At 72.9% G+C, this 18,108-nt stretch carries 14 protein-coding genes and 1 pseudogene; 9 read left to right on the forward strand and 6 right to left on the reverse strand.

All coding sequences use genetic code 11. The features are described from left to right. Positions 1-13: 13 nt before the first annotated feature. The 5 genes from ACIA3K_RS04510 (at position 14) to ACIA3K_RS04530 (ending at position 4,052) form a co-directional block, all read left to right on the forward strand. Positions 14-193 carry a hypothetical protein gene (locus ACIA3K_RS04510; RefSeq protein WP_396799179.1) on the forward strand — a complete coding sequence of 60 codons (180 nt, stop codon included), beginning with the start codon at positions 14-16 and terminating at the stop codon, positions 191-193. After that, positions 190-960 (forward strand): methyltransferase domain-containing protein, encoded by a 771-nt coding sequence (locus tag ACIA3K_RS04515; protein WP_396799365.1) that lies wholly within the window; start codon positions 190-192, stop codon positions 958-960. The genes ACIA3K_RS04510 and ACIA3K_RS04515 overlap by 4 nt, the downstream gene beginning before the upstream one ends. Further along, a complete protein-coding gene (locus tag ACIA3K_RS04520) occupies positions 957-2,216 on the forward strand; it encodes an alkaline phosphatase family protein (protein WP_396799180.1) in 1,260 nt (419 codons plus the stop codon). Before ACIA3K_RS04515 ends, ACIA3K_RS04520 begins: the two co-directional genes overlap by 4 nt. Positions 2,217-2,278: 62 nt before the next feature. After that, entirely contained in the window at positions 2,279-3,538 is a 1,260-nt protein-coding gene (locus ACIA3K_RS04525) for a DNA polymerase IV (protein WP_396799181.1), read from the forward strand. A gap of 115 nt (positions 3,539-3,653) precedes the next feature. Beyond that, positions 3,654-4,052, forward strand: coding sequence for a DUF3040 domain-containing protein (locus ACIA3K_RS04530; RefSeq protein ID WP_007463044.1), 399 nt, complete (start codon positions 3,654-3,656; stop codon positions 4,050-4,052). 388 nt (positions 4,053-4,440) lie between these two features. On the opposite strand, the gene ACIA3K_RS04535 is transcribed toward ACIA3K_RS04530, so the two are convergent. The 3 genes from ACIA3K_RS04535 to ACIA3K_RS04545 are packed head-to-tail and all read right to left on the reverse strand — an operon-like array spanning position 4,441 to position 9,281. Continuing rightward, entirely contained in the window at positions 4,441-6,912 is a 2,472-nt protein-coding gene (locus ACIA3K_RS04535; RefSeq protein ID WP_396799182.1) for a DUF3488 and DUF4129 domain-containing transglutaminase family protein, read from the reverse strand. Between the two features lie 16 nt (positions 6,913-6,928). Further along, a complete protein-coding gene (locus ACIA3K_RS04540) occupies positions 6,929-8,227 on the reverse strand; it encodes a DUF58 domain-containing protein (RefSeq protein ID WP_396799183.1) in 1,299 nt (432 codons plus the stop codon). A gap of 1 nt (position 8,228) precedes the next feature. Continuing rightward, a complete protein-coding gene (locus ACIA3K_RS04545; RefSeq protein ID WP_357126923.1) occupies positions 8,229-9,281 on the reverse strand; it encodes a MoxR family ATPase in 1,053 nt (350 codons plus the stop codon). 400 nt (positions 9,282-9,681) lie between these two features. Here ACIA3K_RS04545 and leuS point away from each other — a divergent pair, with 400 nt between their 5' ends. Continuing rightward, the gene (gene leuS / locus ACIA3K_RS04550) at positions 9,682-12,522 is read left to right on the forward strand and encodes a leucine--tRNA ligase (protein ID WP_396799184.1); all 2,841 of its coding nucleotides are present in this window, start codon (positions 9,682-9,684) and stop codon (positions 12,520-12,522) included. Between the two features lie 152 nt (positions 12,523-12,674). On the opposite strand, the gene ACIA3K_RS04555 is transcribed toward leuS, so the two are convergent. The 3 genes from ACIA3K_RS04555 to ACIA3K_RS04565 are packed head-to-tail and all read right to left on the reverse strand — an operon-like array spanning position 12,675 to position 15,311. Next, the gene (locus tag ACIA3K_RS04555; RefSeq protein ID WP_396799185.1) at positions 12,675-13,358 is read right to left on the reverse strand and encodes a TVP38/TMEM64 family protein; all 684 of its coding nucleotides are present in this window, start codon (positions 13,356-13,358) and stop codon (positions 12,675-12,677) included. Further along, positions 13,355-14,074, reverse strand: coding sequence for a glutamine amidotransferase (locus ACIA3K_RS04560; protein WP_355049458.1), 720 nt, complete (start codon positions 14,072-14,074; stop codon positions 13,355-13,357). Before ACIA3K_RS04560 ends, ACIA3K_RS04555 begins: the two co-directional genes overlap by 4 nt. Continuing rightward, the gene (locus ACIA3K_RS04565) at positions 14,064-15,311 is read right to left on the reverse strand and encodes a MurT ligase domain-containing protein (RefSeq protein ID WP_355049616.1); all 1,248 of its coding nucleotides are present in this window, start codon (positions 15,309-15,311) and stop codon (positions 14,064-14,066) included. The genes ACIA3K_RS04560 and ACIA3K_RS04565 overlap by 11 nt, the downstream gene beginning before the upstream one ends. A 355-nt stretch (positions 15,312-15,666) precedes the next feature. On the opposite strand from ACIA3K_RS04565, the gene mraZ reads away from it, so the two are divergent. From mraZ to ACIA3K_RS04580, 3 genes and pseudogenes are all read left to right on the forward strand, one after another. Next, positions 15,667-16,098: a division/cell wall cluster transcriptional repressor MraZ gene (gene mraZ / locus ACIA3K_RS04570; protein WP_355049459.1), complete on the forward strand. Its 432-nt coding sequence runs from the start codon at positions 15,667-15,669 to the stop codon at positions 16,096-16,098. Positions 16,099-16,303: 205 nt separating this feature from the next. Beyond that, positions 16,304-17,413 (forward strand): annotated as a pseudogene (gene rsmH / locus ACIA3K_RS04575) (16S rRNA (cytosine(1402)-N(4))-methyltransferase RsmH). Then, complete coding sequence (locus tag ACIA3K_RS04580) at positions 17,403-18,008, forward strand: hypothetical protein (protein WP_396799186.1); 606 nt, start codon at positions 17,403-17,405, stop codon at positions 18,006-18,008. Before rsmH ends, ACIA3K_RS04580 begins: the two are co-directional and overlap by 11 nt. Positions 18,009-18,108: the final 100 nt, after the last annotated feature.

Below are 18,108 nucleotides of genomic sequence, written 5' to 3' on the forward strand. Positions count from 1 at the left end.
GGGGGACTGACAAGTGATGGGAAACCACGCGTACACCGGTGGCGGAATCGCCAACGTCCGGCGGACCCGGCTGGGTGCCGGCTGGATGCCGTCGCACCTCACCGACCCCCGCGAGTACGAGGTGACGAACGGTCCGGTCGCCAACGAGCGTCGATCCCGGGCTGAGGACGCGGTCGAGGGCGCCCAGTCCTGACCACTAGGCTCGACCGGGTGGAGCAGACCCGAGGCCGGTTCGCCGCGCCGCCGCTGACCCCCCGTACCGCCGTGATCTGGTCGGTGCTGCGCGCTGAGCTGGATCGGCGCGGCGACGCCGAGCTGACCGTGCTGGACATCGGCGGGGGCACCGGCGGTTTCGCCGTCCCGCTGGCCCGGGCCGGGCACCGCGTCACCGTCGTCGACGCCAGCCCCGACGCGCTCGCCGCGCTCACCCGCCGGGCCGCCGAGGCCGGGGTCGCCGATCGGGTCGTCGCCGTGCAGGGCGACGGCGACGCCCTCGCCGGGCTGGTCGAGCCGGCCGGGGTCGACCTGGTGCTCTGCCATGCCGTCCTGGAGGTCGTCGACGACCCGGCGCCGGTGGTCGCCGCGCTGGCCACCGCGCTGCGCCCCGGCGGCGCGGCGAGCGTGCTGGTGGCCGGCCGGGCGGCAGCCGTGCTGGGTCGCGCCATGAACGGGCACCTGGACGTCGCGGCGGCGTTGGCCGCCGACCCGGCCGGCAGCGCCGGGCCGCGCGACACTCTGCGCCGCCGCTACGACGCCCCCGAGGCCGTCGCACTGCTCACCGCCGCCGGGCTGGAGGTCGAGGACATCCACGGGGTACGCGTGCTCGCCGACCTGCTGCCGGCCGCCGTCTCCGACGGGCAGCCCGCGGCCCTGGTCGAGCTGGAACTGGCCCTGGCCGCCCAACCCCCCTACCGGGATCTGGCCGCCCAACTGCACCTGTTCGCCCGCCGGCCGGCATGACCCGTCCGGTCCGGCCCGCCGACGGGGGTAGGTCGGCCGGCTCGTCCGGCCCCGAGGTGACGGCCGACGGGCGTACGCCGGCTGCCGGCGGTCCGGTGATCGGCCTCGACCCGCCACTGGCGGTCCTCGCACCCGATCGGGCCGGCGGACGTCTCGCCGACGTGCTGCCCAGCGCGCTCGCCGTACTGGGCGTGCCCGGCTCGCCCGACCCGCTCGGCCTGACGCCCGCGCTGGCCGGGGTACGCCGCATCGCCGTCCTGCTCGTCGACGGGCTCGGCTGGTACCAGGTGCCGACCGCCGCGCCGTACGCGCCAACGCTCGCCGGGCTGGCCGCGACGGTGGGTCGGCCCCTCGTCGCCGGCTTCCCGTCCACCACCCCGACCAGCCTCGTGACGCTGGGCACCGGCGTCACGCCCGGCGCGCACGGGGTGCTCGGCTTCACGGTGCGGGTGCCCGGCACCGACCGGGTGCTCACCCACACCGACTGGGCCGCCGACCCGTCGCCGCTGCGCTGGCAGCCGGTGCCCACCCAGCTCCAACGGGCCCGCGCCGCCGGTGTGACGACGACGGTGGTGAGCCGCCCGGAGTTCGGCGGCAGCGGGTTGACCCTGGCCGCCAACCGGGGCGGCGACTTCCGGGGCGCCGCCGGCGCGGATCAGGTGGCCACCGCCATGCTGGCCGCGCTGGCCGCCGCCGATGGGCCGACCCTGGTCTCCGGCTACCACCCCGACCTCGACCGGCACGGGCACCTCAGCGGGGTCGACTCGGCGCCGTGGCGTAGCGCCGCCACCGAGGTGGACCTGCTGCTCGCCCGGCTGGTCGACGGGCTGCCGCCCGACGCGGCGCTGCTGGTCACCGCCGACCACGGGCAACTCGACATTCCCGTCGCGCACCGCTTCGACCTGGACACCGACCCACGGCTGCGCGACGGCCTGCGGGTGGTGGCCGGCGAGGCCCGGGTGCGCTACCTGCACACCGAGCCGGGAGCGGTGCACGACGTGGTGGCCGCCTGGTCGGCGGTGCTCGGCGACGCCGCCCGGGTGCGTACCCGGGAGGAGATGATCGCCACCGGCTGGTTCGGGCCGGTGCCCGAGGAGCACCTGGGCCGGATCGGTGACGTCGTGGTGACCTGCAACGACACGTACGCCGTCCTGGCCAGCCGCACCGAGCCGCCGCAGGCGTCGAAGCTGGTCGCGTACCACGGGGCGGACACCGCCGCCGAGCTGACCGTGCCGCTGCTGGTCGTGCGGGGCTGACCGGGGCGCGGTCCGGCCAGCCGGCCGGCGCTGGTGTCGTACCTCGGGGATAACCTGCACGGATGGGCCGCAGTCAGTCGTTGCCCCGGGGCGGTGATCCGCGCTTCGGGCCGGACGCCGACGACTCCGCCAGCGGCATCCTGCACGTCGACATGGACGCGTTCTTCGCCTCCGTGGAGGTGCGCGCCCGCCCCGAGCTGCGCGGCCGCGCGGTCGTGGTGGGTGGTGTGGGTTCGCGTGGCGTGGTCAGCTCGGCCAGCTACGAGGCTCGCCGCTACGGCGTGCGCAGCGCGATGCCGACCTCCCGGGCCCGGGCCCTCTGCCCGCACGCCGTCTACCTGCCGCCGAACTTCGCCGCGTACTCGGCCGCCTCGCGGGCGGTCATGCAGATCTTCCGGGACGTCACCCCGCTGGTCGAGCCGCTCTCCCTCGACGAGGCGTTCCTCGACGTCACGGGCGCCCGCAAACTGTTCGGCCCGCCGGCCACCATCGCCCGGATGATCCGCCAGCGGGTCGTCGACGAGCAGGGGCTGACATGTTCGGTCGGGGTGGCGCCGAGCAAGTTCGTGGCCAAGCTCGGCTCCACCCGGGCCAAGCCCGACGGCCTGCTGGTCGTACCCGCCGGGCAGGTCCTCGACTTCCTGCACCCGCTCCCGGTGGACGCGCTGTGGGGGGTGGGGGAGCGGGCCGCCGAGACGCTGCGCCGGCTCGGTCTGGCCACCGTGGGGGACCTCGCCGAGGCCCCGGTCGGCATGCTGCGCAAAGCGGTGGGCGCGGCGTCCGCGGCACACCTGCACGAGTTGGCGTGGGGGCGTGACCCGCGCCGGGTCAGCCCCGAACACGTCGACAAGTCGATCGGCGCCGAGGTGACCTTCGATGCTGATGTGGCAGACCCGATGGAGATCCGCCGTGCCCTGCTCGCGCTCAGCGCGAAGGTCGGCGTCCGGCTGCGGAGCGCCGGCCACGTCGGGCGCACGGTCACCCTGAAGGTACGACTGGCCGACTTTCGCACCGTCAACCGCTCCCGCACCCTCGACGTACCCACCGACACGGCCCGGGAGATGTTCGACACGGTCTGGGCGCTCTACACCGTGCTGGACCCGGCTGAGCGGATCCGCCTCGTCGGTGTCCGGGTGGAGGGGCTCACCTCGGCGCAGGGTGCGCCCCGGCAGCTCACCCTCGGCGCGCCCGAGCGTGGTTGGCGGGAGGCGGAAGCTGCCGCCGACGCCGCTGCTGCCCGATTCGGGCGGTCCGTCATAGGTCCGGCCAGTCTGTTAGCCGACCGTGACGCTCATCGAAAGGAAAATCCACCCCACCCGTAGGTCGTCCCGCTTTCCGACGCGCGACCCCCCTCGTAGACTTGCGGGTAAGCAGCCGGTTGGCTGCCACGGTCTGTCGGCCCGAGTGGGCCGACCAACGTGACCGGGGAGGAGTGCCGTGCCGCTCTCGGAGCACGAGCAGCGGCTGTTCGAGCAGATCGAGCGGTCGCTTGCCGAGGACCCCAAATTCGCCTCGGCCGTGCGCGCCAGCGATCCGCGCTTCCACGCGCGGCGTCGCCTGCTCGTCGCAGCCGGCGTGATCATCGCTGGCTTGGCCCTACTGGTCTATGGCGCGGTGATCAAGACTCCACCGCTGGCGGTGGCGGGCTTCGTCGTCATGCTGGCGTCGGCCGCGTTCGCGGTGCAGTCGCACCGGCGGGCGCAGTCACCCGACCTGCACGTGGTGGGTGGCACGACGAGTCGTCGTCGTCCCCGCGGTGGCCGGTCCGGTCGCCGACGGTCGATCCTGGACCGGATGGAAGACCGATGGCGGCAGCGCCCGGAGGGGCACCGCTGAGCGCGTCCCGCCGCTGAGGCGGGCCGACCACCGCGACGAGCGGGCCATCGGGACAACCCCGGTGGCCGCCGTCGCTTCGCCATGCCCCGACCACAGTGCTCGCGCGGCGCCGCACCGCCGTGCTCGTGCCGCACCGCCGTGCTCGTGCCGCGCGTCCCTCCGAGATCCCGCCGATCTTGCAGTTTCTGTCGTCTGTATGAGTGGGATATCCCTTATGTCGCGACAGAAAGTGCAAGATCGCTGAGGGCTGAGGGCTGAGGGCTGAGGGCTGAGGGCTGAGGGCTGAGGGCTGAGGGCTGGGGGCTGGGGGCTGAGGGCGGCACCTGGTCCTGGGGCGGTGCCCCGGCGTTGGGCCGGGGCGCCGCCGCAGGGCGCTTGCGGGTGTCGGTCAGCGGGCGGCTCGATCGGCCAGCAATCGGCGCGGGTTCCAGCGCAGCAGCCGGTAGCGCATGCGGGTGGTCAGCGCCACCAGGCGGCCGGAGGAGTCCGCCAGTGCGATCCGCCAGCGCAGCAGCACCGAGGGCGGCAACACGGCGGCGAGCACCCGGGTCCGTCGATCCGCCCGGGACGAGAGCGCCCCACGGACCGCGCGGAGCGCGGACGGCAACGGTTCACCGGTCAGCGGAGCCCGCGCGTACCGGGCCCGCTCCTCGGCACGGCCGAGCAGCCGCGCCGCCCCGATGGCCTCGGCGTCGTCGGGGAGAGCGTCCCGGACCAGCCGGTCCGCAGTCGCGCGGGGCGTCTCGGTCAGGTCCACCCGCACCTTGTAGTCGACGAGCGTGTCGAGCAACTCGGCCCAGGCGGCGTGGGCGTCGGCGCGAGCGCGACCCGGGTCCGCCTCGACCACCATCACGCGCGCGTCGTCGGTCGACGGTCCGTCGCCCACAGCCGCGGCAGCCGCGACGTCCGCCCGGCCGGCCCGCCGTCGACGCAGCGCCCGCCGACGAAGTGCCGGCACCGCCAACAGCGCCACCAGCGCGAGTACGGCCGCCACCCACCACGGCCACACCGGGGCCTGCTCAGTCGGCTGCGAATCCCCCAGGGAGAGCCCGGAGTCGGTGTCCCGGTCGGCGTTGTCCGGGCCGGTCGGCCCGGCCGACGAGTCGGCGCCGCTCGGGCTGTCCGTGGCGCCGGCCTCCGGAGTGGACGGCTCGGGGGCGTCCGTGTCCGGCGCCCAGGCCGATCGGGTGGACCCGGGAACTCCGGAAGCCGGGGTGGCGTCGAACGGCACCCAGCCGATGCCGTCGAAGAAGACCTCGGTCCAGGCGTGCAGGTTGAGGTTGGTCAGCGTGTACGTGTCGCCGTCGCGCCTGCTGCCGTTGGTGAACCCGAACGCGACCCGCGCCGGGATGCCGGCCGACCGGACCAGCCAGGCCATCGCGGCGGCGTACTGCTGGCAGTAACCGACCTTGTTGGTCAGGAAGTTCACGATGTCCTGGCCGCTGCTGCCGCTCGCGGTGCTCAACCGGTACGTGAACCCGTTGTCCGCGGAGAAGTGCTGGTAGATGGCGAGCACCCGGTCGTAGTCGGTCCGCTTGCCCTGGATCAGCCCTCGGACCAGCTCCTCCACCTCGGGCACCGGCCCGGGGGTGGCGGTCTGCTGCCGGCGGAGCGGGTGTTCGGCCGGCAGCGTCTTCGCGGCCCGCAGGGTCGCCGGGGTGTACGTCGAGCGGATGTAGTCGAACGAGTACTTACGGCCCCGGGAGCTCTCCCGGTTGGAGAACACGATCTGCTGGTTGGTGTCGTACAGCCAGTTGCTGTTCAGGTCCTGGGTGCGCACCGGCTCGGCGTACACCGGCATCAGGGACATGCTGAGGCTCTTGGTCACCTCGACGGTCGCCCGGTACTCGGCCTGCTGCACTCCCGGGGCGACCCGCTCGCCCGGATCGGGCAGATCGCGGTTCACCGGCCGGCCACTCGCGGCGCGGGCCTGGAAACCGTTCGGGCGCAGCTCGTCGGCGACCGCGTAGCGCAGGTAGAACGGGCTCTGCTCCGACGTGGTCACCTTGACCAGGTCCACCACCTCGGACTGGTTGAGCTGGCCGGCGAGCGACGCGAACAGGTCGATCCGGCCGGACGAGCCACCCACCCCCCGACCGTTGCCGGTGCCGTTACCCGTGCCCTCGGTGATCCGGTCGAGCAGCCCACCGCTCAGGCCGGGCACCGCCAGCGGCAGCACCACGGCCAGCACCACACCGACCACGGCGAGCCGACGTCCGGCGGACGCCAGCGGCGACGCCTCCCACACGTCCACGTCCCGGCCGTCGCCGGTGAACCGCCGCCCGAACCGACGCACCCGGTCGATGTTGTCGGTCACCAGCAGCCACAGGTAACCGGCGGCGCCCACCACGAACGGCAGTGGGGGGACGCTGTCCACGTAGACGGCGACCGGCACCGAGTAGATCGCGAGCATCGGCAGCCCGGCCAGCGCCGGCCGGCGCAGTCCCACGGCCAGCACGTCCACCAGCACGGCCACCCCGCCGAGGCCGAGCACGGTGATGAAGAGCAGCGGATCGGTGTCCGGGACTTCGACGCCGTACGAGCGCATGTCCTGCGCCGAACCGGCGAGCAGATCGGCGAAGTGCCCGATCGTGCTCGGCGTGGGCAGGAGGGCCACCAGCTCGCTGCCACTCGGGAACAGCCAGGTCAGCGCGAGCAGCAGGGCGGCCAGCATGCCGAGCACCTGGCCCCAGAGCGGCGCGCGGACGAGCCGGGTCAGCGCGGCGACCCCGGCCACCACGGCGACCGCTATCGCGCACTGGATCAGCCACGTCCAGGTCTGGAAGATGGCCGACAGCGGCGCGGCGGCGAGCAGCGTCGCGGCGGCCGCGACCAGACCGGTGTTCCGGCTGGCGATCATGAGGGGGACCTTCCGTTCATCGCACGCGGCCAGCGACCGTCTCGGCCAGCGCGGCCCGCAGGGCGAAGCCCTGGGAACCGCGGCCCGCCTGCGGCCACAGCGCCGGCAGCCGGCTGCCGTGGTCGACGCCGATCGCGCGCCAGCCGCTGCGGACCATGGTGAGCACGGCGGCGCCGTGCGCGTGCTCCGCCTCGGCGCGCGCCTTCTCGGGGAGGCTCAGCCAGGTGGAGCTGTCCAACAGGAAACCGACACACGTCGCGCCGTTGCCGCGCAGCCCGGCCAGCAGCTCGGCCTCGGCAATGCTCACCGCGCCGAACAGCCCGATGATCAGCCCGCCGTCGGCGCGCTGCCGCACCCGCTGCACCAGCCCGGTGACGTCGGCCCGCTGGTCCAACCGCACCTCGGCCAGATGGTCGAGCAGCACGCCGTCGCCACCGCCCTCCGAGGCGTCGACGTCGACCCCCGAGCCGGTGACCAGGCGCAGCTTGTAGCCGGCCTGGCGCAGGTGTACGGCGATGCTCGCGGCGGCCGAGACCGCCCACTCGAAACTCGCCGTCGGCCCGTCACCCCGGTGGCCGTACGCCCGGGTGTCCAGCACGACGGTGGCGCGGCTCTCCCAGGGCTGCTCCTCCCGGCGCACCATCAGCTCGCCGGTGCGCGCCGTGGACTTCCAGTGCACCCGGCGCAGGTCGTCGCCCCGGCGGTACTCCCGGGTCGCCGCGTCGTCCTCGCCGTGGACCGCCACCGAACGCGCCCGGCTGTCGCCGCTGCCCGCGTACTCCCCGGGGAGCCGGACCGACGGCAGGGGGGTGACCTGCGGGATGACCGTGAGGTGATCGGTGCTGGGGAAGGAGCGGGTGAGTTCGCAGAGACCGAACGGGTCGGTCATCCGAACCACCAGCGGACCCACGTCGTAGCGACCGCGCACGTCCGCGCGGACCGTGTACGCCACGGAGCTGGCCTGGTGCGCGCCGAGCCGTTCCAGCACGACGCGGGGTCGGCTGCCCAGCGCGTAGGGCAGCCGGTCCTCCAGCAGCAGGGTGCCGGTGGGCAGCCGGGAGAGGTTCTGCAGGCGCAGCACGATCCTCGAGTTGGCCCCGACCGGAACCCGGTGCGGGTCCAGCGAGCGGTTGCAGGCCAGCTTGTAGCGGCTGCGGCCCACGTAGGCGGCGGCCAGCAGGGGCAGGATGGCCAACAGCAGGGCGACCCGGAGCAGGTCCTTCTCGCCCAGGATGACGGCCGAGACCGCCGCGGCGACCGCGGCGGCCAGGAACGAGCGCCCGCGGGTGGTCAGCCCGCGCAGCCCGGCACGCACGTCACGGCCTCCGCGGCTCGTAGGGCGCGCGGCCGTTGCCGGTGGCGGGCCGGGTGTCGTACGGGTTGCGCTGACGGTCGTGCGGCAGGGGCAGCCGGTGCACCAGCTCGGAGACGATCGCGTCGGTGGTGCGCCGGGCGAGCTGCGCGTCGGCCGTCGGGATGATCCGGTGCGCCAGCACCGGCACCGCCAGGGCCTGCAGGTCGTCGGGGAGGACGTAGTCGCGGCCCTCCAGCGCGGCGACCGCCCGGGCCGTGCGCAGTAGTTGCAGCGTCGCCCGGGGGGACGCGCCGAGGCGCAGGTCGTGGGCCTCACGGGTGGCGGTGACCAGGTCGACCGCGTACTGCTTGACCGCGTCCGCGACGTGCACCTGCCGGACGGTGGCGATGAGCTGCCGGACCATGTCGGCGTCGGAGACCGGACGCAGCTCGTGCAGCGGATCGGTGGCGCCGTGCCCGTCGAGCATCGCCAGCTCCGCGCCGGCGTCCGGGTAACCCATCGCGATCCGGGCGGTGAACCGGTCGCGCTGCGCCTCGGGCAGCGGGTACGTCCCCTCCATCTCGATCGGGTTCTGGGTGGCGATGACCATGAAGGGGGTCTGGAGCTGGTAGGTCACGCCGTCGACGGTGACCTGCCGTTCCTCCATGCACTCCAGCAACGCCGACTGGGTCTTCGGCGAGGCCCGGTTGATCTCGTCGCCGACCACCAGGTTGGCGAAGACCGCGCCGGGGCGGAACTCGAAGTCGTGGGTCTCCTGGTTGTAGACGCTGACGCCGGTGACATCGCTGGGCAGGAGGTCGGGGGTGAACTGGATCCGGCGGACCGTGCAGTCGATGGACCGCGCGAGGGCCTTGGCCAGCTTGGTCTTGCCGACGCCGGGAACGTCTTCGATGAGGAGGTGGCCCTCGGCGAGCAGTACGGCCAGAGCCAGCCGCACGGTGGCGGTCTTGCCCTCGATGACCTGCTCGATGTTGGCCACGATGGCCTCGCTGGCGGCGCGGAACTCGTCGTGCGGCAACAGGCCGCCCACCTCGTCCCAGGTCTGTTGTGTCACGGGCCTCCTCCTCGTCGCCGTCACGGCCGCTCTGTAGAGAGCACCTGGACCCGCCGTTGGGTTCGCGACGTCGAGCCTCGATTGCCGCAGGAATCTCACTGGCCTCTCAGGCTAACCATGTTTGTCGTTATCGCCGACCCCCGCAGGTAGTCCGCCGGTTACGCCCCGATATTCGCCAGCTAGGGGGAACGGGTCGAACACGCCCGGTGGTCGGCGGGCCGAACCGGGCGCGCGGTACACTGCGGGCATGGCCGGAGTCTTCCTGCTTCTTACCGGGCCGTGCTGATGCGCTGAAGGCGCGACAGCACGGCAGCCCCTCCTGCGCGAGGGGCTTTTTTGTGCCCGCCGCCGGTCCGGCCCGGCGGTGCCGAGACGAAGCGAAGCGAAGCGAGGAGAGACGATGAGCGAGGCAGCCGCACCGGCGGGCGACATCCCCCCGTTCCGGTACACCGCGGCCATGGCCGACGAGATCGAGACGCGTTGGCAGGACACCTGGGCACGCGAGGGCACCTTCCACGCCCCGAACCCGACCGGCCCGCTGGCCGACCCGAGCCACCCCCGGGCCGGCGCGGAGAAGCTGTACGTGCTGGACATGTTCCCGTACCCCTCGGGCGCCGGCCTGCACGTCGGCCACCCGCTGGGCTACATCGGCACCGACTGCTACGCCCGCTACCAGCGGATGGCTGGGCACAACGTGCTGCACGCCATGGGGTTCGACGCGTTCGGGCTGCCCGCCGAGCAGTACGCCGTGCAGACCGGCACCCACCCCAGGACCACCACCGAGCAGAACATCGAGCGGTACAAGGCGCAGCTGCGCCGCCTGGGACTGGCGCACGACGAGCGGCGCTCGGTGGCGACCATCGACACCGACTTCTACCGCTGGACGCAGTGGATCTTCCTGCAGATCTTCAACTCCTGGTACGACCGCGACGCCGGCCGGGCCCGCCCGATCGCGGAGCTGATCGCCGAGTTCGAGGGCGGCAACCGGGCCACCCCGGACGGCCGGGCCTGGGCCGAGCTGAGCGTCGCCGAGCGTCGCGGAGTCGTCGACGACCACCGCCTGGCGTACGTCTCGCAGGCCCCGGTCAACTGGTGCCCGGGCCTGGGCACCGTGCTGGCCAACGAGGAGGTCACCGCCGACGGCCGCTCCGACCGGGGCAACTTCCCGGTCTTCAAGCGCAACCTGAAGCAGTGGATGATGCGGATCACCGCGTACGGTGACCGGCTGCTGGACGACCTGGACAGCCTGGACTGGCCCGAGCCGATCAAGCTGATGCAGCGCAACTGGATCGGCCGTTCGCAGGGCGCCCACATCGACTTCGCCACCGCGGGGACGCCGATCCGGGTGTTCACGACCCGCCCGGACACCATCTTCGGTGCCACGTACATGGTGCTGGCGCCGGAGCACGAGCTGGTCGACGCGCTGGCGCCGGCCGGTTGGCCGGACGGCACGCGGGACGCCTGGACCGGCGGGCACGCCAGCCCCCGCGAGGCCGTCGAGGCGTACCGCAAGGCCGCCGCCGCGAAGACCGACGTCGAGCGGCAGTCCGACTCCAAGGAGAAGACCGGCGTCTTCATCGGCGCGTACGCCACGAACCCGGTCACCGGCGCGCAGATCCCGATCTTCATCGCGGACTACGTGCTGGCCGGCTACGGCACCGGCGCGATCATGGCGGTGCCGGCGCAGGACGAGCGGGACTGGGCGTTCGCCGAGGTCTTCGAGCTGCCCATCGTACGGACCGTGCAGCCGGCGGAGGGCTTCGACGGCAAGGCGTACACCGGCGACGGCCCCGCCATCAACAGCGCCGCGCCCGAGCGCGGCCTGGACCTGAACGGCCTGGGGGTCGCCGACGCCAAGGCGGCGATCATCGCGTGGCTGGAGACGAACGGGCACGGGACCGGCGCGGTGACCTACCGGCTGCGGGACTGGCTGTTCTCCCGGCAGCGCTACTGGGGCGAGCCCTTCCCGATCGTCTACGACGAGACCGGCGCGGCCATCGCCCTGCCCGAGGAGATGCTGCCGGTCGAGCTGCCCGAGGTGGACGACTTCTCCCCGAAGACGTTCGACCCGGACGACGCCGACTCCAACCCGGAGACGCCGCTGTCGCGTCGTCGCGACTGGGTCGAGGTCGAGCTGGACCTGGGTGACGGGCCGAAGCGCTACACCCGCGAGACCAACGTGATGCCGCAGTGGGCCGGCTCCTGCTGGTACGAGCTGCGCTACCTGGACCCGACCAACACCGAGCGATTCGTCAGCGCCGAGAACGAGCGGTACTGGATGGGTCCGCGCGGTGAGGGTGACTGCGGCGGCACCGACCTGTACGTCGGTGGCGCCGAGCACGCCGTGCTGCACCTGCTGTACGCGCGGTTCTGGCACAAGGTGCTGTTCGACCTGGGTCACGTGTCGTCGTTCGAGCCGTTCCGCAAGCTGTTCAACCAGGGCATGATCCAGGCGTACGCGTACACCGACTCGCGGGGCAGCTACGTGCAGGCCGAGGACGTCATCGAGCGCGACGGCGCGTACTACCTGGAAGACCTGGTGGTCAACCGCGAGTACGGCAAGATGGGCAAGTCGCTGAAGAACGTGGTGACCCCCGACGACATGTGCGCGGCGTACGGCGCGGACACCTTCCGGGTGTACGAGATGTCGATGGGCCCGCTGGAGGTGTCCCGCCCGTGGGAGACCCGGGCGGTCATCGGCTCGTACCGGTTCCTGCAGCGGGTCTGGCGGGCGGTCGTCGACGAGCAGACCGGCGAGCTGCGCGTCACCGACGACCCGGCCGACGAGGCGACCCGACGGCTGCTGCACACGGTGATCGACGGGGTCCGTGGCGACATGGACGGCATCCGGTTCAACACCGCGATCGCCAAGCTGATCCAGCTGACCAACGGGCTGACCGGGTTGTCGGCGACGCCCCGCGAGGTGGCCGAGCCGCTGGTGCTGATGGTGGCGCCGTTCGCCCCGCATGTGGCCGAGGAGTTGTGGCGCAAGCTGGGTCACGACACCTCGCTGACGTACGCGGACTTCCCGGTGGCCGATCCGGCGCTGCTGGTGGCCGACACGGTGACCTACCCGGTGCAGGTCAACGGCAAGGTCCGGGGACGCGTCGAGGTGCCCGCCGACGCCACCGACGAGACCGTCCGCGCGGCGGCCCTGGAGGCGGTGGCCGCGTCCCTGGCCGGCAAGGAACCCCGCAAGGTCATAGTGGTGAAGGGCCGAATGGTCTCCGTGGTCGCCTAACCCCGCTAACCCTCTGCCCCACCCGCTCTGCCTCGTCGATCTTGCAGTTTCGGTTGACGTTCTGTCCCCTGTGTCAGGGTTTGTCGGGACAGAAAGTGCAAGATCGGCGGGGCGGGCGGGGGTGGGGCGGGGGCGCGGGGGTGGGGTGGGGGTTAGGTTGGGGTTTGGCGGCGGTGGCGGTTGGCGCGCCACCACTGGTGGACGAGCACGATGCTGGCGATCAGGCCGAGGCTGGCGGGGGCGGCGGCGTACCAGTTGACGTGGCCCGGTGAGCTGACCGCCGCGCCGATCGCCGCGTAGCCGAACGCGGTCGGCGCGGAGGCGATCACGCTGCCGGCCAGGAACGGCAACACCCGCGCGCCGGTCGTGCCGTAGCCGTAGCTGACCAGGCCGAAGCCCGCGATCGGCAGCAGCCGGACGGTGACCACCCCGAACACGCTCTGCCGGGCGAACCAGCCGTCGAGGCGGGCCAACCGACCGCGTACCCGTTCGGCGACGAACTCCCGGCCGAGCAGCCGGCCGACGGTGAACCCGATCGCCGCGGCCACCAACGCGGCGCCCAGGGCGTACGCGGCGCCCTCCAGGGGGCCGAAGATCGCGCCCGCGGCGAGCGTCACGAAGGTGCGGGGGACCAGCGCGACCAGGAGCAGCGCGCCGCCGAGGATCGCCGCCACCGGGGCGAGGTCGCCAAGCTGGTCGGCGAGCGCCGGCAGCCGCGCCGGGTCCGGGCGGGGTACCAGGAGCAGCAGCAGCCCGCAGCCGCCGATGAGCGCGACCAGCAGGGCGAACCGAGCGGCCGACGGCTGCCGGAGCAGCCGCCGGACAGCGCGGATCATGCCCGGGCGGCGGCCACCGCAGAACGGCGCTCGTTACGGAGCCGGTCGGGCCAGGTGTCGTCCAGCGGCGGGAGCTGGTGTGCCCCGGTGGCCCAGCGCAGCAGCAGGTCGGCCAGGGCCGGGTTGCGCGCCAGCGCGGGACCGTGCGAGTAGGTGCCGAGCAGCTTGCCGCGCCAGGCGCCCTCGGTGGCGCCGTCGTTGCCGATCCCGGCGGTGACCCGGGCCAGGGGGGCGACCTCCGGGCCGAGGTGGGTACGGCCACCGTGGTTCTCGAAACCGGTCAGTGGTGGCAGGCCGAGCCGAGGGTCGATCTCGCCGGCCAACTCGCCGACGGCCCGGCTCTCGCCCCGGTCGGACCGCAGGTCCAGCAGTTCCAGGCCGCGGCACTGCACGCCCTTGGCGAAGAAGGACGTCCCGAGCAGCTGGTAACCGGCGCAGACACCGAAGACCACCGAGCCCTGGGCGACCGCCCGGTGCAGACCGCCGTCCGCGATGAGCCGCTGCGCGCCCAGCGCCTGCGGACCGTCCTCGCCGCCGCCGACGAGGTAGATGTCGGCCGTCGACGGCAGTTGCTGGTCGGAGCGGACCTCCAGCACCTCGACCGGCATGCCACGCTGGCGGGCCCGTCGGGCCAGGATCAGCGCGTTGCCCCGGTCACCGTAGGTGGACAGCAGGTCGGGGTAGATCCAGACGATACGCAGGCTCTCAGTTGACACGGTCCAACTCCGCTCGGATGTCCTGGAACGCGGTGTAGTTCGCGATGACCTCGAGCCGGCCGGGCGGGACCGACCGGACGGCGTCGTCGAACGTGCGGACGTGCTGGAAGGGCACGTCGTTGACGTCCAGCCGAACCGCCAGGTCGTATGCCCGGTCACCGGTGATCAACACCTGCCGGCCGCGGAGCGGGGCGAAGTCGACGTCGAACAGCCAGGAGGTGTCCAAGCCGTCGGGGTCACGCGCGTTGATGGAGAGCAGGGTGGGCGCCTCGTCTGCCATGTCGAACGCCTCCAGCCAGCTGGCCGGGTTCTTGGCCAGCAGCAGCCGGATGTTGCGCCCGTCCCGGTCGACCTGCGCGTACCGGCCAGCGACCGAGGTCACGATGCCGAGACGGCTCACCGCGTCGACGGGGCGTACGCCGAACTCGGCCGCCACCGCCAGCGCGGTCGCCGCGTTGCCCAGGTTGACCTTGCCGGGTAGCTGGAGGGAGACCTTGTGCCAGGCCCCGGTGGGGTCGAGCACTCCCTCGTCCTCGACGACCCAGTTCGGCTCGGGGCGGCGCAGCGCGCAGCCGGTGCACCACCACTGCTCGCCGGAGCGGGCGATGGTCGAGCCGCACTCCGGGCAGACCCAGGAGTCGTCGTGCCAGCGCTGACCGGCGCTGAACCAGGTCACGTGCGGCGGATTGATGCCGCGGGCCGGGTCGGCCGGTGGGGTGGCCGCCCAGACCACCATCGGGTCGTCGGCGTTGGCCACCACCCGTACGTCGGTGTGCCGGACCAGGGCCGCGCGCCAGAGCTGCGCCATCATGGCGACCTCCTTGGCGCGGTCGAGCTGGTCGCGGGAGAGGTTGAGCAGCGCGACCACGTGCGGCTCGGTCGACTCGAGCACCTGGGCGAGGTAGTGCTCGTCGACCTCCAGCACCGCGTACGGGGTGCTGCCGGCCTTGGCCAGCGCCGAGGTGTGCCCGCTGGGCATGTTGGCGCCGAACGAGTTGGTCGCGACCCGCCCGAGCACGCCGACCGCGGCGGCGGTCAACCGGGTGGTGGTCGTCTTGCCGTTGGTGCCGGAGACCAGCGCGATGGCGCGGCCGGCCGACAGGTGCGCCAGCAGGTCCGGGTCGATCTTCAACCCGATCCACCCGCCGATCACCGAACCGTCGCCACGGCCGGCGGCCCGGGAGAGCGCCGCGGCGGTCCGTGACACGGAGCTGGCCACCTTGGCCCGTAGGGGCATTTTCGCGTCCGTCACGCGAGCGAGGTTACCGGACCGCCGACCTCGCCAGATCGCCGCCGACGGTGAACCGTTCGGCCGTGGCATCCCGGCGACAGGTCGGCGCGCGCTCGGCCGGACGGAGTCGATCAATGTCGGAAAGCGGACCACGCCGGGCGGCCGTGCCGGCCCTCCACTCCGCTCCACCCCCTGTGACGTGCGGATTCATGCGCGGACCGGACGCGCCACGCGGGCGAATCTGGTTGCAGGTGGAGGGAAGTGGAGTAGAGTGGGGCCCAATGGTGAGGCCGGGAGGGCTCACCGGCCCGGGGGGTCAGCGGCGCCGCGAACGCCGCTCAAGGGCGAGGGGGTTGGGCCGATGTTTCTCGGCACCCATACCCCGCGCCTGGACGAGAAGGGCCGGTTGATCCTTCCGGCCAAGTTCCGGGATGAGCTGGCGGGGGGTGTCGTGGTCACCAAAGGGCAGGATCGCTGCCTCTATGTCTTTCCGACACCCGAGTTCCAACGAATCGCGGAGCAGTTGCGCGCGCAGCCGATGACGCACAAGGCGGCCCGGGCCTACAGCCGGGTCTTCTTCGCCAGCGCGCACGACGAGGTGCCGGACAAGCAGGGCCGCGTGACGATCCCCGCGCATCTTCGTGAGTACGCGGCGCTCGACCGGGACCTGGTGGTCATCGGCGCGAGCACACGGGTCGAGATCTGGGACAAGGTCGCCTGGGAGACCTACCTCGCCGAGAGCGAAGACGACTTCGCCGACATCGAGGAGGGGGTGCTGCCCGGCGGTCTGTAGGGCGGAACGGCGCCCGACGTACTGCGAGATCTCCAGCCGCTTTCGAGTTCCTGGCATCACTTCCCCGGTGCCAGGCGCACGATCCAGGAATCCGGCGGAAGTCGGTGTCCGGCGGGAGCGGATGGGGATCTGGCGGTACGACGGGAGCGCCGTCTCCACGGCAGGCGCGCGAGAAGAACGGACGTTTCAACCAGTGGGGGTCATCATGGGGGAGTTGCGCGGCACGCACGTGCCGGTGCTGCTCGAGCGGTGTCTCGAGCTGCTGGCCCCCGCGCTGGGTCGAGGCGGCCGGACGGTGCACGTCGACGCGACGCTCGGCCTGGCCGGGCACGCGGAGGCGGTACTCGAAGCGCATCCGGAGACCGTCCTGATCGGGCTCGACCGGGACACCGAGGCGCTCGCTCACGCACGGGTGCGGTTGGCGCGGTTCGCCGACCGGGTGCACCTGGAGCACGCCGTCTACGACGAGCTGCCCGACGTGCTCCAGCGGCTGGGCTATCCGGGCATCGACGGGATCCTGTTCGACCTGGGTGTCTCGTCGCTGCAACTGGACGCGCCCGACCGCGGGTTCGCCTACGCGCAGGACGCGCCGCTGGACATGCGGATGGACCAGACGCGGGGGACGACCGCCGAAGAGGTGGTCAACACGTACGCCCATCCGGATCTGGCCCGGGTGCTGCGGGTGTACGGCGAGGAGAAGTTCGCCGGGCGGATCGCCTCGGCGATCATCCGGGAGCGCGAACGGACCCGGATCACCTCGTCGGCGCGCCTGGCCGAGCTGGTCCGGGAGTCGATTCCGGCACCAGCCCGACGAACGGGCGGGCATCCGGCAAAGAGAACGTTTCAGGCTTTACGGATCGAGGTAAACAGAGAGCTGGCAGCGCTGGAGACAGCGCTGCCGTCCGCGCTCGACGCACTGACCGTGGGCGGTCGCATGGTGGTCCTGTCCTACCACTCGCTGGAGGACCGGCTCACCAAGGCGGCGCTCGCGGACCGGGTCCGCAGTAAGGGCCCGGTCGACCTCCCGGTCGAGCTACCCGGGTCCGGTCCGACGTTCCGGCTGCTCAGCCGGGGCGCCGAACTGCCCGGGGAGGCGGAGGTCGCCGCGAACCCGCGCGCCGCCTCGGTGCGGCTGCGGGCCGCGGAGCGACTCGACCCGAACGCGACAGAGCAGGGGCGGACCGACCGCGAACGGTCTCGCCGACGGGTGAGGGGAATGCACCAACCGGGCACGGGGTCCGCCTGATCCGTGGGGGGTCAGGGGCGCCGCGACCGGCGAGGGACGGACGTTGAGGGGGAGGGACATGAGCATTGACAAGCGCGACCGCCGGGACGTCACCGGCGGCGGGCAGCGCGCACCGCGGTCGGGGGGCCGGACCGCGGCGGAGCGAGCTCCGCGCGTGGAAAACGGTACGCCACGCATCGATCGAGTGAGTCGGCAGGGGGAGGCTCGCGCCCGGGGGGCGCGCGAGTTCCCGACCCAGGGCAGTGCCGCGCTGCGTCCGGCCGAGAAGGCAGCCGCCACGGCGGCAGCCCGCTCGCCGCGGCTGCGGGTGGCGCCTCCGCCGCCGGTGTCGGTTCCGCGCGCGCCGTTCGCGGCGCTGATCGTGGTGCTGGTGGTCGGCGGGGTGTTCGGCATCCTGGCGGTCAACACCAAGATCAATGAGAACGCGTTCCGGTTGGAGAAGCTGCAGCAGCAGCAGGCCCGACTGGACCTGGAGAAGCAGCAGCTCGACAAGGAGATCGCCGACGCCAAGGCGCCGGGGAACCTGACCGCCGAGGCACGTCGGCTGGGTCTGGTGGACGCCGGTGAGCCGGCGTACATCCGGATGCCGGACGGCAAGCCGATCGGCGTGCCCAAGCCGGCGACCGGCGAGCCGTCGGTCACCAGCCAGGGCGCGGGAGGCTGACCGGTGCCACCGAGGTCGGACGAGCCGCGGGGGGGCCCCCCGGGGGGGCGGCGGGGGGGTCGCCCTGTCCCCCCCCCCACCCCGTAGCGCCCGGGGGGGT

Origin of the sequence: Micromonospora sp. NPDC051543, assembly GCF_044454415.1 — a bacterium.
Taxonomy (GTDB): domain Bacteria; phylum Actinomycetota; class Actinomycetes; order Mycobacteriales; family Micromonosporaceae; genus Micromonospora.